The sequence below is a fragment of the Halopelagius fulvigenes genome (assembly GCF_055398025.1).
In genome coordinates this window covers 283175-295719 of record NZ_AP043846.1, presented here as the reverse complement: position 1 = coordinate 295719, position 12545 = coordinate 283175, and the positions used below count along the sequence as shown (strand labels likewise).

Sequence of the window (12545 nt, the reverse complement as noted above, 5' to 3'; positions counted from 1 at the left end):
GGTGCCGTCGTCGCCGTCGGATTCGACGGAGTCGCTCGCGCCGGTCGTCCTCAAACTCGGCGGGAGCGTCGTCACGGAGAAGGAGTCCCCGGAGACGCTGGACGAGGACGCACTCGACGCCGCCGTCTCGGCCGTCGCCGACGCCGGGGTGGAGAACCTCGTCGTCGTCCACGGCGGCGGCAGTTTTGGCCACCCCAATGCGGAGAAACACGGCGTCAGTTCCGCCGCGGGGACGCGCGACGCCCGCGGAATCTACGAGATTCACGACGCCATGCGCCGCCTCAACGACGCCGTCGTCGGCCGCCTGCAGGACGCGGGCGTGCCCGCCCTCCCCGTCCACCCCCTCTCCGCGGGCGCGCGAGACGACGACGCCGCCCTCTCGCTTCCCCTCGATTCGACGGCGACGATGCTCGGCGAGGGGTTCGTCCCGGTCCTCCACGGCGACGTGATAGCGCACGCGGGCGAGGGCGCGACGGTCGTCAGCGGCGACGAACTCGTGACGCGACTCGCCCGCGGCCTCTCGGCCGACCGGGTGGGTCTCTGCTCTACGGTTCCGGGCGTATACGACGAGAACGAGGAGGTCGTCCCCGAGATCACGGCGTTCTCTGACGTGGCCGACGCCCTCGGCGGGTCCGACGCGACGGACGTGACCGGCGGGATGGCCGCGAAGGTGCGCGCACTCCTCGAACTCGGCGCACCGGCGCACGTGTTCGGCCCCGACTCGCTCTCGGACTTCTTGGCGGGCGAGGACGCGGGCACCGTGATTCGCGGGTAGCGCGTCCGACGACGCCGGGGCCGAGTACGACGACGAGTAGTTCGAGAAGCGCCGCCGTCCGATAACGGTAGTCAGTAGTACAGTTTCGTTATTCGGGATACGGCTCGAAACAGCCGTTACACACGGGGGGCATAACCGTCGTTCCTTCGTCACCCGAATCACCGTCCTCTTGGTCCGTGAGGAGAGAGATGGCGTAGATGGCTACTATTGACCCCGAAACGCTTCGAACGAAGTTGGAGAACGGCGAAGATGTATGTGTAGTCGATATTCGGTCAGAAGAGGACTATGAGGAGAACCATATTGAGAATAGCGAGAACCGCCCTATTCGAGAAGCACTCCTCTCAGGGAACGTGGAGGAGGCGTTGGCGAAATTGGACGACCTCCCGGACGACAAGGAACTCGTCATGGTGTGTGATGCGGGGGTCGCATCAACCGAAACCGCTCAGCAACTCCAAGACCAAGGGAAGAACGCGAGTGCCCTTGATGGCGGATTGAATGCGTGGGAGCAGGAACAAGAGTAATCGAGAGATTCGCACGCCTACTTCGCACTTTGAGCGGTTCAGTCTCACACTCGACTACTGATATGAACGGGAGGGCGGACGCGTCCTCCGACGTCGGTCCGTACCCGGTTCAGATGTCCACCCGCAGGCCGTCGCGGGCGAACCGCACGTCGCCGTCGTACGCCGACGCCACGGAGTCGAGCATCTCCTCGTGTCGCCCCTCGGTGTGGGGGTAGAGGTGGGTGAGGTACACCCGCCCGATATCGCGGCCCGCCAACGCCTCGCCCAACTGCGACGGCGTCGGGTGGTTCGACACGTCCACGTCGTCGGGGAACGAGCAGTCGTGCGCGAGGACGGCCGCGCCGTCGGCGAAGTTCGCCAGTCCCTCGAACGCCTCGGAATCCCCGGAGAAGACGAAATCGCCAGACAACGTCTGGCGGCTCGCCGAGGTTTCCTCGGCGTTGTCCCCCTCCTCACCCTCGAACCGGTAGGCGAGGCACTGAATCGAGTGGCGCGTCTCCGTCGCCTCGATTTCGAAGCCGGCCGCCTCGAAGGAGTCGCCCCCGGCGGTCACCTCCCGCACCGTGAGGTCCATCCGCCCCTGCAGGTAGTCGTAAACGTCCACGAGATCGTCGACCAGCGATTTCGTCCCCTCGGGGCCGACGACTTCGAGGTGTTCCTCGCCCGCAAGCCACCTGGCCTTCAGCAGGGGGATCAGGTCGGAGACGTGGTCGAGGTGGTGGTGCGTGAGGAGGACCGTTCCGACGCCCTCGTAGCCGACGTCGGTGGCGCTGAGGCGTCCGAGGACGCCGCTCCCGCAGTCCACGAGGAGCGCCCGGTCGTCCGATTCAAGGAGGAGTCCCGTCTGGGCGCGGTCCGGCAGGGGCATCGCGCTCCCGGTTCCGAGAAACGTGACGCGCATACGCCCGTCTACTCCCACCGCGCGGTTAGACGTTCGGGATGACGGCGGCGGCCCCGAATCGAGCGGTCGCTCGGAACCCGGAACACGAGCTTCGGCCGCGTTTCCGGCGTGATTTCCGCGTTTCGACCGGGGCCGACGGCACAACCCACTTACCCCTCGGGCACCTCCCACTGGATAATGAGTGGGCGCGGACGGGAACTTCTCGTGGAAACCGCGGCGAACGCCGACGACCCCTACGAGTTCGACCCCGAGACGGTCGAACTCGCCGACGAGGCCGTCTTAGACCGACTGGAACCGTCGGTCCGGGAGTGGTGGGTCGAGCGGTTCGGACGGTACGTCGGCGGCAACGGCGGATTCTTCACGCCGCCGCAACGCGAGGCGATTCCCCTCATAGACGACAGGGAGAACGCGCTCATCTGCGCTCCTACCGGGTCGGGCAAGACGCTGGCCTCCTTCACGGCCATCATAAACGAACTGTTCCGCCGGGACCGCGAGTTGGCGGACGGCCTCGAAAACTCCGTCTACTGCATCTACGTCTCGCCGCTGAAATCGCTCGCGAACGACATCCACCGCAACCTGACGGAACCGCTCTCGGGCATCACCGACCTGCTGGACGAGAGGGGCGACGCGGTGGACATCCGCCACGCCATCCGCCACGGCGACACCGACGACGCCGCCAGACAGAAGATGCTCTCGGAGACGCCGCACATCCTCAACACGACGCCGGAGACGCTGGCCATCCTGCTCAACTCCCCGAAGTTCAGGGAGAAACTCCGCACCGTCGAGTACGTCGTCGTGGACGAGATACACAGTCTCGCCGAGAACAAGCGCGGGACGCACCTGTCGGTGTCGCTGGAGCGTCTGGAGAACATCGCCGAGGAGTCGCCAACCCGAATCGGCTGTTCGGCGACCGTGGAACCCCTCTCGACGATGGCGGAGTTCCTCGTCGGGCAGAATAACTCGGGCGAGACGCGCGACTACGAACTCGTGGACACGCGGTTCGTGCGCGACTTCGACCTGCGGTTGGAGTGCCCCACGGACGACCTGATAGACACGCCGCACGGCGTGGTCCAATCGCGGTTCTACGACCGGGTGCACGAACTCGTGCAGTCCCACACGAACACGCTCGTGTTCACGAACACCCGGTCGGGGGCCGAACGCGTCCTGCACAACCTCCGGGAGTACTACGACGAGTACGACGAGGGCAACTCCGGGTGTCACCACGGCAGTCTCTCGAAGGAGCGCAGACAGGAGATAGAGGGCCAGTTGAAGGAGGGCGAGTTGGACGTGGTGACCACCTCCACCAGCCTCGAACTCGGCATCGACATGCCGCACATCGACCTGGTGGTACAGGTCGGATCGCCGAAGTCCGTCGCCTCCCTCCTCCAACGCGTCGGCCGGGCGGGCCACAGACTCGGCCAGACAGTCGAGGGGCGGGTCATCGCCCTCGACAGGGACGAACTCGTCGAGTGCGCGGTGATGCTGAAGAAGGCCGAGGAGGGGTTCGTAGACCGGGTGTTCGTCCCGGAGAACGCCTACGACGTGGCCGCCCAGCACGTCTACGGGATGGCCATCAACGGCCCGATGCGCGAGGCGGACGTGCGGCGGACGCTCCGCCGGGCGTACCCGTACCGCGACTTCGGCGACGAGGAGTTCGAGCGGTTGTTCCGCTACCTCACCGCCGATTACGAGGGACTGGAGGACAAGAACGTCTACGCGAAGGTGTGGCGCGACACGAACGACGCGCCGGACGGCGAACACCACTACGAGGAGTTCGACGTGGGCGAGCGGTTAATCGGAAAGCGGGGGCGACTCGCGCGCGTCATCTACATGACGAACATCGGGACCATCCCCGACTCGTTCACCTGCGACGTGAAGACGCGCGGGACGAACGAGTGGGTCGGCAACTTAGACGAGAACTACCTCGACACCTTGGAGAAGGGCGACGTGTTCGTCCTCGGCGGCGACCATTTCGAGTACCGCTACCGCCGCGGGTCGAAGGTGTACGTCGATCGGACGAGCGCCAGTCCCACGGTTCCGTCGTGGTTCTCCGAACGCCTCCCCCTCTCGTACGACCTCGGCCGGGAGATTACGGCGTTCCAGCGCGACCTGTTGGACCGCCTCGAACGCGGGGGACGGCCGGCGGCCCGCGAGTGGTTGCGCGCGTTCCCCGTAGACGAGAACAGCGTCCGGGCCATCGCGCGGATGTTCGACGAACAGGTGCGCTACGCCGGGACAGAGAGCGTCTCGACGGACGGGCGAATCGCCATCGAGGAGCAGATGGACCGCGAGGAGTACCGGCGGAAGTTCTACGTCCACTCGAACTACGGCCGGAAGTTCAACGACGGCTTCTCCCGCCTCGTGGCGTACCACTGCTCGCGGCGGGCCAACACGAACGTCCAAGTCGCCGTCGCCGACAACGGGTTCACCGTCTCGATGCCGCTGAATCGGAAGGTGGACATCGAGGCCATCGTCGGGGACATCGCCCCCGAGGACGTGGAGTCGGACCTGCGCGCCGCCCTCGACGGGACGGACCTGCTGAAGCGCTACTTCCGCATCAACGCGACGCGTTCGCTGATGATTCTGAAGCGCTACAAGGGGTACGAGAAGTCCGCCGCCCAACAGCAGGTGTCCTCGGAGATGCTCCTCTCGTTCGCGCAGGAGTTGGACTCCTTCGCCGTGATGGAGGAGACGTACCGCGAGATACTCGAAGACAAACTCGACGTGGCAGGCCTGAAGGAGGTGTTCGGCGACGTGCGGGCGGGCGACGTGGACGTCGCGTCCACGCGCGTGGAGTCGCCGACGCCCCGGTCGTTCGGCCTCGCCACCCTGATGGCCAGCGACGTGGTCCTCGCCGAGGACGAGAACGCGGTGCTCAGAGACTTCCACGCCCGCGTCCTCGACGAAATCGGCGACGAGGAGGCCGCCGAGCACCCCGCCGTCTCGACGGACGACGACTGAGTCTAGCTCGTCAGAAGCCAGAGGGCGACGAAGGCGACGGCGCCGATGAAGATGGCGGCGAAGTAGTCGCCGGCCGTGCTCGCATCGAGGAGGGTGAGCGTCACGCCGGCGAGAGCGCCGGAGACGGCCCCGATGACGCCTCGCCTGAACGTGTCTGACCGTTCGAACCGTTCTCGCAGCGTGGCCATGGATCGGTGGCGATAGGTCGCCGAGGGAGAAGAACGCTCCGACCGGAGTCGTTCGACGGCCGCGCCGCCGAGGTATTACTCGCCCGCGGGCGAGCGAACTCGGCCCCGAACGCGTCGGATCGCTCGCGACTGGATTTCCCCCGTGACTGTCCGGACGCGCGGAAACGTCTGTCTATCTGGTCATAAGTAGTTAATTATGTAGTTCCGTATTGGACGCATATCGATGAGCCAGAACGACGAGTCGAACGAGCGACGACGTCTGATACTGTTCGCCGTCGCCGTCCTCGGCACGGCGGTGATCGCCTTCGGTCCCTCGGTGGAAGGGTTGTCGGTGAAGGGCCAGTACGCGATGGCGACGATGTTCTTCGCCGGGTTCCTCTGGGTGACCGGCGCGATTCCCTTGGCCGTGACGGCGTTGTCCATCCCGTTCGTCCTCACGGCCCTCGGCGTGTATCCCGACCTTGACGACGCGTTGGTCGGGTTCGCGGACCACCTCATCTTCCTGTTCATCGCCGGGTTCATGCTGGCGAACGCGCTGCAGAAGTACGACATCGACCGCAGAATCGCGCTGTGGATAATGTCGGTGATGGGGTCGTCGCCGCGGCGACTCGTCGGAGCCATGATGATTTCGACGGCGTTCCTCTCGATGTGGGTGTCGAACACGGCGACGACGGCCATGATGACGCCCATCGCCCTCGGGGTTCTGACGCAGGTTCTCGGCCGCGACGAGGTGGCGGCCGCCGCCGCCGACCCCGACGCCGAGTTCGACGCCGACGTGGCCGCCGACGGATTCGGCGGCGCGGGCGAGGTGGACGAGTTCACGAACCTCCAGATATCGATGCTGCTCGGCACCGCCTACGCCGCCAGCGTCGGCGGCGTCGGAACGCTCATCGGCACGCCGCCGAACGCCATCCTCGCCGGGCAACTCAACCAGATTCTCGGCTACGAGATCGGCTTCGCGCGGTGGTTGCTCATCGGCATCCCCATCGTCGTCGTCACCCTGCCCATCATCTGGTACCTCCTCACCTTCCGCATCTACCCGCCGCAGATAGACGACGTGGAGTCGGCGCGCGAGGAGGCGGCGCGCTATCTCGACGAGGAGGGTCCGCTGAGCACGCGGGGCAAGCGCGTCGCCGTCATCTTCACGGTGACGGCGTCGCTGTGGGTTCTCGGCGGCCTCGGCGAACTCCTCGGCGGGTACCTGCCCGACGCGTGGGCGACGACCATCTTCGGCGGCGAGGGCGCGACGGTTCTCGGCGTCGAGGGGCACCAGGGAATCCTCTACTACGTGATGGTCGGCCTCGCGGCGATTCCGGCTCTCGTCCTCGCGGACACGATGGAGTGGGACGAACTCGTCGACATCGACTGGGGGACGATTCTGCTCTTCGGCGGCGGTATCGCGCTGGCGGACGCCCTCGCCGCGACGGGCGCGACCGACTGGATAGCGAACAGCGTCTTCAACTCCCTGACCGGCGCGCCCATCGTCCTGGTCGTCGGGGCCGTCGTCCTCCTCGTCATCTTCCTCACGGAGATGACCTCCAACACCGCGACGGCGACCATCATCGTCCCCATCCTCATCGGCATCGGCGGCGTGTTCGCCTCGACGCTCGGCCTCCCGCGAGTGGCGGCCGCCGTCTTCCTCTCCGTCTCGGGTGCCGTCGCAGCGAGTTTCGCCTTCGCGCTTCCCGTGGCGACGCCGCCGAACGCCATCGTGTTCGGGTCGGGCTACATCGAACAGGGGCACATGATGCGGGCGGGCGTCATCCTGAACGTCGTGATGACCGTCGTGCTGACGGGCCTCATCTGGCTCCTGTTCCAGTTCGTCTGGCCCCTCATCCTCTGGTGACGCCGCCCCTGCGCTGCCGGTTCGCGCCGCCGGGGCGGCCTACCGCCTCGCCCAATCGAGCATCCGGCGGTAGAAGGGGTCCGAGGCGAGGGCGTCGGCGTCGCCGACGAGCGTCAGCGCCTTCTTCGCCCGCGTGAGGGCGACGTTGATGCGCCGGTGGTCGTCGAAGATGGGGCCGTCCAAGGACCCGCTTGCGACGAACGAGACGAGTACGACCTCCTTTGAGGAGCCTTGGAACCGGTCGACGGTGTCGACGGTCACGTCCGTCCGGCGGGATATCTCGGCCACCTGCGCGCGGAACGGCGCGATGACGCCGATGTCGTCGGAGTCGACGCCGGCCGCCTCGTACGCCTCGACCAACTCCGCGATTCGGTCCGCCTCCGTCGGGTTCGTGTTGCCGACGCGGCGGCCCCCGGGGTCCACGAACGAGACGGGGTCACGCAGTTCCGGCGGCAGGGTACCCTCGTCGACGCCCGGCAGGTCGCCTAATCGCTGGGCGGCCACCTCGCCCGTCGCGGGGCGGAGTTCGCCGTCGTAGAACTCCGCCGAGGAGAACGCCTGAATCCGCTGGGACATGCGGTACTGTCGGTCGAGCATCACCGACGCCTCGGGGTGGTCGGTGACGAGACGTTCGAACAGGGAGGTCTGCAGGTCGTTCTCGGCGCGGACGACCGGCGGGAGTTGCTCGTGGTCGCCGACGAGGACGAACTTCTCTGCGAGATTCACGGCCGCGAGCGTCCCCGGTTCGGTGAGTTGCGACGCCTCGTCCACGAGTGCCACGTCGAACGCCTGTTCGCGGACGACGCGCGACCCGCAGGTGGCCGTCGTCGCCGCGACGACGGGGGCGTCGCGGAGGGCGGCCGCGCGTTCGTTCGGGTCGCCCGAGCGTTCGAGGCGCACGTCGAGCATGTCCTCGCGGATGCCGTTCTCGGTGCCGACGCGGACGATTTCGTCGGCCCCGAACCCTTGGTCGCGGAGGGCTTCGAGGGCGTTGTCCACCGCGCGGTTGGTGAACGCGGAGAGGAGGACGCGGTTGCCGTCGGCGACGAGGGCGCGGATTATCTGGGCGATGGTGTACGTCTTGCCCGTCCCCGGCGGCCCGTGGACGAGGGCGAAGTCGTCGGCGTCCACCGCGAGTTTCACCGCCTCGTTCTGCGCGCCGTTGTTGTCGATGTACGTCTCCTCGCTCCGAGTCGAGAACTCGGGGTCGCGCCGGCCGAACAGCACGTCCTTGCGGCCCGGGTCGCCCTTCAGGAGGGCGTCGTGGACGGCGGTGAGCATCCGGTCGACGGAGAGTTCCGAGGGGTAGACGTCGAGGCGGCGGAGCGTCACCGGTTCGTCGGCGGTGACGACCACCTCGTCGTCGAGTCGTTCGATGCGGACGAGTTCCGCGTGGCCGGACACCGGGTCGCCGTCGCTGGCGAGTGCGACGTCGCCCTCGCGGAGTTTCGACACCGCGTCGTCCGACTTCCGGGCGCGGAGTCGCCACCGCCCGCCCTCGATTTCGGTCCGGTCGAGGGGTTCCAACCCGATGAGTGCCCTGTCGTCGTCGGCGCGTTCCTCGGCCGTCTGCTCCCACAGTTTCCGGTACTCCCGGTGCGTCTCGCGGCGTTCCTCCTCGACGGCGCGGTAGAGTCGGTCGAAGTACTCGCGTTCCGCCTCGGGGAGCGGTTCGCCTATCTTGCCCGCCTTCGACTCCTGGTCGAGGCGGCCCGAGACGACCATGCAGGTGTCCTTCTCGAAGCAGTACTCGCACTTCGAGTCGGCCTCGAACCCCGTCGGAACGGACGTATCGAACTCCATGGCCGCGATTTGGTTGCGCGTGCGGACGACGAAATCGAGCAGTCCCTTCCCGATGGAGAACTCCTTTGCGGGCGAGAGGTCGCCCGTCTCCTCGTTGCGTTCGAGGGCGGTGTTCTTTGTGTACAGGAGGGTGCCCGTGTCCGCGGAGACGCCGCGTTCGTCGAGCATGAGGGCGTACGCCGCGGCCTGAATCTTGTCCTGAAAGCGCGGTTCGCGGTTCGTGTTCTTGCCGGTCTTCAGTTCGACCGGCATCCCGCGGCGGAGGGCGTCGGCGCGGCCCTTGACGCCGAACGTCGGCGAGATGAGCGTGTACTCCGAACGCCACTCGTCCGTCTCCGTCAGCGTCCCCTGCGACAACCACCCTTGGATGGCGGCGGCGTTGCGCCGCACCTCGTCGCGCACCTCCTCGGCGTCGTAGCCCAACAGGCCGAGTTGGAGGCCCGCCTCGCGGACGCGTTCCTCGATGGACTCCTCCAAGACGCCCTCGTCGAGGGCCTCCTCGGCGTCCGCGCGGCGGAGCAAGTCGCCGAACACCTCGTGGACGATGGTCCCCTTCACCACCGGGTAGTTCAGCGGGATGCCCGACAGCTTGTTCAGGTAGTACATCCGCGGGCACTGCACCCACGACCGGATGTTCGTCACGTCCACCAGAAAGCCCGGTTCGAGGACGACGTACGACTCCTTGGAGGTGCCGTACGTCGTCTCGCCGCGGAACTCCGACTCCTCGGCTTCGGTCACCAACACGTCCATCCCCGGTTCGGCGAGTTCGGCGCTCTGGGTCCACTTCCCCCAGAGCGTCACCCGAACCGGGTCCGCGCCGTCGCGTTCCTCCGTGTCCGCGGCCGCGTCTCTCCGTACGTCGCCGTCGGTTCGGACCACCGACAACTCGGCGAGAGAGCGCGGTCCGTACGACGTCTCCACTTCTCGCTCTTCGCCTACCTCGACGATGCGGCCGCGGACGTTCACGACAGAACGGTGCGCGTGGGCGCGAAAAACGCTGTCGGTCGCGGGAACCCTTCGCACCCTCCCGCCGCGGTCGGCGGGGACCGTCACGCTCTTTCTCTCTCGCACCGGAACGACGAACATGCGCGTCAGGGACTGGCAGGACATCCTCGAAGATGTCGTGGAGTCGGACGCCGACCCGGACGGGTGGCGGGCCGTCGCCGGCGACCGCCGCCGCGGAGTCGGCGAGGACCTCTTCCTCGGACACCCCGACGTCGGCGTCTACGAACTGAAGACGTACACGAAGAACCCCTACGAGGTTCGCGGCGTCGGCAGACGCGTCGCCCGGCGCATCGACGAGGACATCGAACCGTTGCTCCCGAGGCGCGAACGCGACGACGACGTGCCCGGCCTGTTCGCCGTCCGGAACGGCCCCGAGGACGAGGAACACGCCTCCGAGATGGCCAAGCGACTCGAAGAGACGGTCAGAGTCCACGCCGAGGCCCCGACGACGCCGGACGACTTCTTCGAGGACGTGATGGACGCTTTGGAGAGTCCGGCGTTTGGCCCGATGGAGTACGAGTTCGACGGCCGACCCGACGCCTTAGACGGGTTGACCGACGAGTTCGCCGACGCCGACGAGTTGCTGACGAAGGACTTAGACGACTTGGTGGCGGAAGACGGCGTCGGCCGCGGGTTCCAGTAGACCCGCCGGACTCCGTTCTCTTCGGTCCGAGGTGGTACGTAAATCGACAGGAAAGGGCGTTTTATCGTCCGATGCGGGGTAGTGTGCGCGTGGTGGAGTTCCAACGACCGGACGGCGGCGACCTGCTCTTCGCGTTGTGCGTCCTCTTCATTTACGCGTACCACGCTCTCGTCCGCGGGAACCCGCCGACGGCGCTCGAAACGGCGTTCGTCGTCTCGATACTCGCACTGTTCACCGTCGGAGCGTTCGTGGAGGGATTCGTCCGTTCGTGGACGTATCCCTTCCTCGCCGGCGGAGTAACCGCCGCATTCAGTTTCGTCCGATATCTCCGAGTGGATGACGCGTGGGCGGCTGTCTGGGTCGTCGTCGGCCTCCTCTTCGCGGGGTACGGTCTTTTGATCTTCCGGCGCGACTCCGACGGCGAGACGCCGACGTAGGGCGCCCCCGACGGCGAACAGCGCTTTCAAATCCCTCCGCTTCGTTGGAGATTCGTATGACCGAAGGGACCGACGACGCCGCCGAGGAACCCTCGACGGTTCATCGGACTGCGTCCGATGCCGCCGCCGCCGAACGCGCAGACGGGGTCGGAGGCTGACGGATGGTCGGACCGAGCATGACGGACGAGGAACGCGACGAGGCCAACCGACTCCTGCGGGCGGGGTTCGTCCTCCTCGTCGCTGCCTCCGGCGCACTCGTCGCCTTCCAGTCGGGCGGCGGCCTCACCTTCGTTGCGGCGGGGTTCGTCGGCGGTCTGGTCGCCGGCCTCTCCCTGCTGTGGTTTCTCATGCGCTGGCTTCGGGAGTTCAAACCCGACGTGAACCGCCGCCCGCCGCGCTGAACGTGCCGCCCGGTTCCTCCGGGTGTCTCCTCCGCTCAGGGGTCCACGCGCGATATCCACATCCACGGGCTGTCGAGTTCTTCGTCCGTCGGGAGGTTCTCCGGGCCCTCCCAGACGGCGGAGGCGGCGGCGACGCCGCGTTCGTCGGCGACGGCCTCGAAGAACGCCGCGCCGCGTTCGTACTGTCGGCGCTTGAGGCCCAACCCGAGGAGGCGGCGCACGAGGATGCCGACGGGGCCGCCGCTCTTTCGCTTCTCGTCTAACTTCTCGCGCAGGTCCTCGTAGTCGTCGTCGAAGGCGCGGTCCATCAGCAGTTCCGCGTACCCTTCCACCGCCGTCATCGCGGTGTCGAGGTCCTTGAACGCCTCGCGGTCGAACTGTCCCTCGGCGAGGCCCTCAAGCCCGTCCTCCATCCGGCGTTCGAGGTGGTCCGAAAGCCACGGCGCGGCGCCAAACTCGGCGGCGTGCGACACCTCGTGGAACGCTATCCACCGGCGGAACCGGGGGTAGTCCACGTCGAGCATCTCTGCGACGCGGACGATGTTCGGGTGGACGAAGTAGAGGCCGTGCTCCGCCTCCTCCCCCTCGGCCGGCGGTTCGGCCAACAGCAACGGGTCGTACTGCCCGAGGACGTTCTTCCCGAGGAAAGAGAGCATGAACGCCATCGTCCCGGTGTTGACGACGCGGGTGAGACCCGGGAGGGGGACCTGCCCGCGCATCTCGACGGGACGCATCACGCGTTCGAACGTGCGGATGTTCGCGTCTATCCAGTGGTGGCGGTTCTGCACCTCTATCGTCGCCGGCACCTCGAACTCCACTTCGCCGACCTCTCGGAGGCGTCGCCGGGCGTCGCGCACGTCCGTCGCGTAGCCCTCGCGTTCCTTCGCGGCCAACTCCAAGGGGCCGGGGTCGGTTGCGTTCTTCGCCGCGTCGGCCACGGCGGCCCAGTCGATGCTCCCAGTGCCGTCGCCGTCGCCTTCCGCGCCCGCGACCGCGCGGACGCTACGGAAGATATTCATGTGAATCCGTGGGGGGTGCGGGGACAAAACGCTTGTTCCGATGGG

At 67.1% G+C, this 12545-nt stretch carries 11 protein-coding genes; 7 read left to right on the top strand and 4 right to left on the bottom strand.

The genetic code is table 11. The features are described from left to right. Position 1 precedes the first annotated feature (1 nt). Both ACZ522_RS05840 and ACZ522_RS05835 read left to right on the top strand, forming a co-directional pair. A complete protein-coding gene (locus ACZ522_RS05840) occupies positions 2-775 on the top strand; it encodes an isopentenyl phosphate kinase (protein ID WP_379694091.1) in 774 nt (257 codons plus the stop codon). A 197-nt stretch (positions 776-972) separates the two neighbouring features. After that, positions 973-1296 carry a rhodanese-like domain-containing protein gene (locus ACZ522_RS05835; protein ID WP_379694094.1) on the top strand — a complete coding sequence of 108 codons (324 nt, stop codon included), beginning with the start codon at positions 973-975 and terminating at the stop codon, positions 1294-1296. Between the two features lie 109 nt (positions 1297-1405). Here the strand turns inward: ACZ522_RS05835 and ACZ522_RS05830 are convergent, their stop codons facing one another. After that, on the bottom strand, positions 1406-2197 hold the full coding sequence (locus tag ACZ522_RS05830) for an MBL fold metallo-hydrolase (protein ID WP_379694096.1): 792 nt from the start codon (positions 2195-2197) through the stop codon (positions 1406-1408). A gap of 177 nt (positions 2198-2374) precedes the next feature. Here ACZ522_RS05830 and ACZ522_RS05825 point away from each other — a divergent pair, with 177 nt between their 5' ends. Then, on the top strand, positions 2375-5158 hold the full coding sequence (locus ACZ522_RS05825) for an ATP-dependent helicase (protein ID WP_379694099.1): 2784 nt from the start codon (positions 2375-2377) through the stop codon (positions 5156-5158). A 2-nt stretch (positions 5159-5160) separates the two neighbouring features. On the opposite strand, the gene ACZ522_RS05820 is transcribed toward ACZ522_RS05825, so the two are convergent. After that, positions 5161-5346, bottom strand: coding sequence for a hypothetical protein (locus ACZ522_RS05820; RefSeq protein ID WP_379694102.1), 186 nt, complete (start codon positions 5344-5346; stop codon positions 5161-5163). 223 nt (positions 5347-5569) lie between these two features. On the opposite strand from ACZ522_RS05820, the gene ACZ522_RS05815 reads away from it, so the two are divergent. Further along, on the top strand, positions 5570-7192 hold the full coding sequence (locus ACZ522_RS05815) for an SLC13 family permease (RefSeq protein WP_379694105.1): 1623 nt from the start codon (positions 5570-5572) through the stop codon (positions 7190-7192). A gap of 39 nt (positions 7193-7231) precedes the next feature. Here the strand turns inward: ACZ522_RS05815 and ACZ522_RS05810 are convergent, their stop codons facing one another. After that, entirely contained in the window at positions 7232-9961 is a 2730-nt protein-coding gene (locus tag ACZ522_RS05810) for an AAA domain-containing protein (RefSeq protein WP_379694108.1), read from the bottom strand. 118 nt (positions 9962-10079) lie between these two features. Between ACZ522_RS05810 and ACZ522_RS05805 the strand changes: the two genes are divergently transcribed. The 3 genes from ACZ522_RS05805 (at position 10080) to ACZ522_RS05795 (ending at position 11481) form a co-directional block, all read left to right on the top strand. Continuing rightward, on the top strand, positions 10080-10643 hold the full coding sequence (locus ACZ522_RS05805) for a hypothetical protein (RefSeq protein WP_379694111.1): 564 nt from the start codon (positions 10080-10082) through the stop codon (positions 10641-10643). An 89-nt stretch (positions 10644-10732) separates the two neighbouring features. After that, entirely contained in the window at positions 10733-11080 is a 348-nt protein-coding gene (locus tag ACZ522_RS05800; protein ID WP_379694113.1) for a hypothetical protein, read from the top strand. Between the two features lie 161 nt (positions 11081-11241). Continuing rightward, a complete protein-coding gene (locus ACZ522_RS05795) occupies positions 11242-11481 on the top strand; it encodes a hypothetical protein (protein WP_379694116.1) in 240 nt (79 codons plus the stop codon). A gap of 35 nt (positions 11482-11516) precedes the next feature. Here ACZ522_RS05795 and ACZ522_RS05790 read toward each other — a convergent pair whose 3' ends face one another. Continuing rightward, a complete protein-coding gene (locus tag ACZ522_RS05790; RefSeq protein WP_379694117.1) occupies positions 11517-12500 on the bottom strand; it encodes a zinc-dependent metalloprotease in 984 nt (327 codons plus the stop codon). Positions 12501-12545 lie beyond the last annotated feature (45 nt).

What these genes read in the sequence shown, in the direction of transcription:
- ACZ522_RS05835 (WP_379694094.1), top strand. Translation starts at nt 973, where the DNA reads ATGGCTACTATTGACCCCGAAACGCTTCGAACGAAGTTGGAGAACGGC.
- ACZ522_RS05830 (WP_379694096.1), bottom strand. Translation starts at nt 2,197, where the DNA reads ATGCGCGTCACGTTTCTCGGAACCGGGAGCGCGATGCCCCTGCCGGAC.
- ACZ522_RS05825 (WP_379694099.1), top strand. Translation starts at nt 2,375, where the DNA reads ATGAGTGGGCGCGGACGGGAACTTCTCGTGGAAACCGCGGCGAACGCC.
- ACZ522_RS05820 (WP_379694102.1), bottom strand. Translation starts at nt 5,346, where the DNA reads ATGGCCACGCTGCGAGAACGGTTCGAACGGTCAGACACGTTCAGGCGA.
- ACZ522_RS05815 (WP_379694105.1), top strand. Translation starts at nt 5,570, where the DNA reads ATGAGCCAGAACGACGAGTCGAACGAGCGACGACGTCTGATACTGTTC.
- ACZ522_RS05805 (WP_379694111.1), top strand. Translation starts at nt 10,080, where the DNA reads ATGCGCGTCAGGGACTGGCAGGACATCCTCGAAGATGTCGTGGAGTCG.
- ACZ522_RS05795 (WP_379694116.1), top strand. Translation starts at nt 11,242, where the DNA reads ATGGTCGGACCGAGCATGACGGACGAGGAACGCGACGAGGCCAACCGA.
- ACZ522_RS05790 (WP_379694117.1), bottom strand. Translation starts at nt 12,500, where the DNA reads ATGAATATCTTCCGTAGCGTCCGCGCGGTCGCGGGCGCGGAAGGCGAC.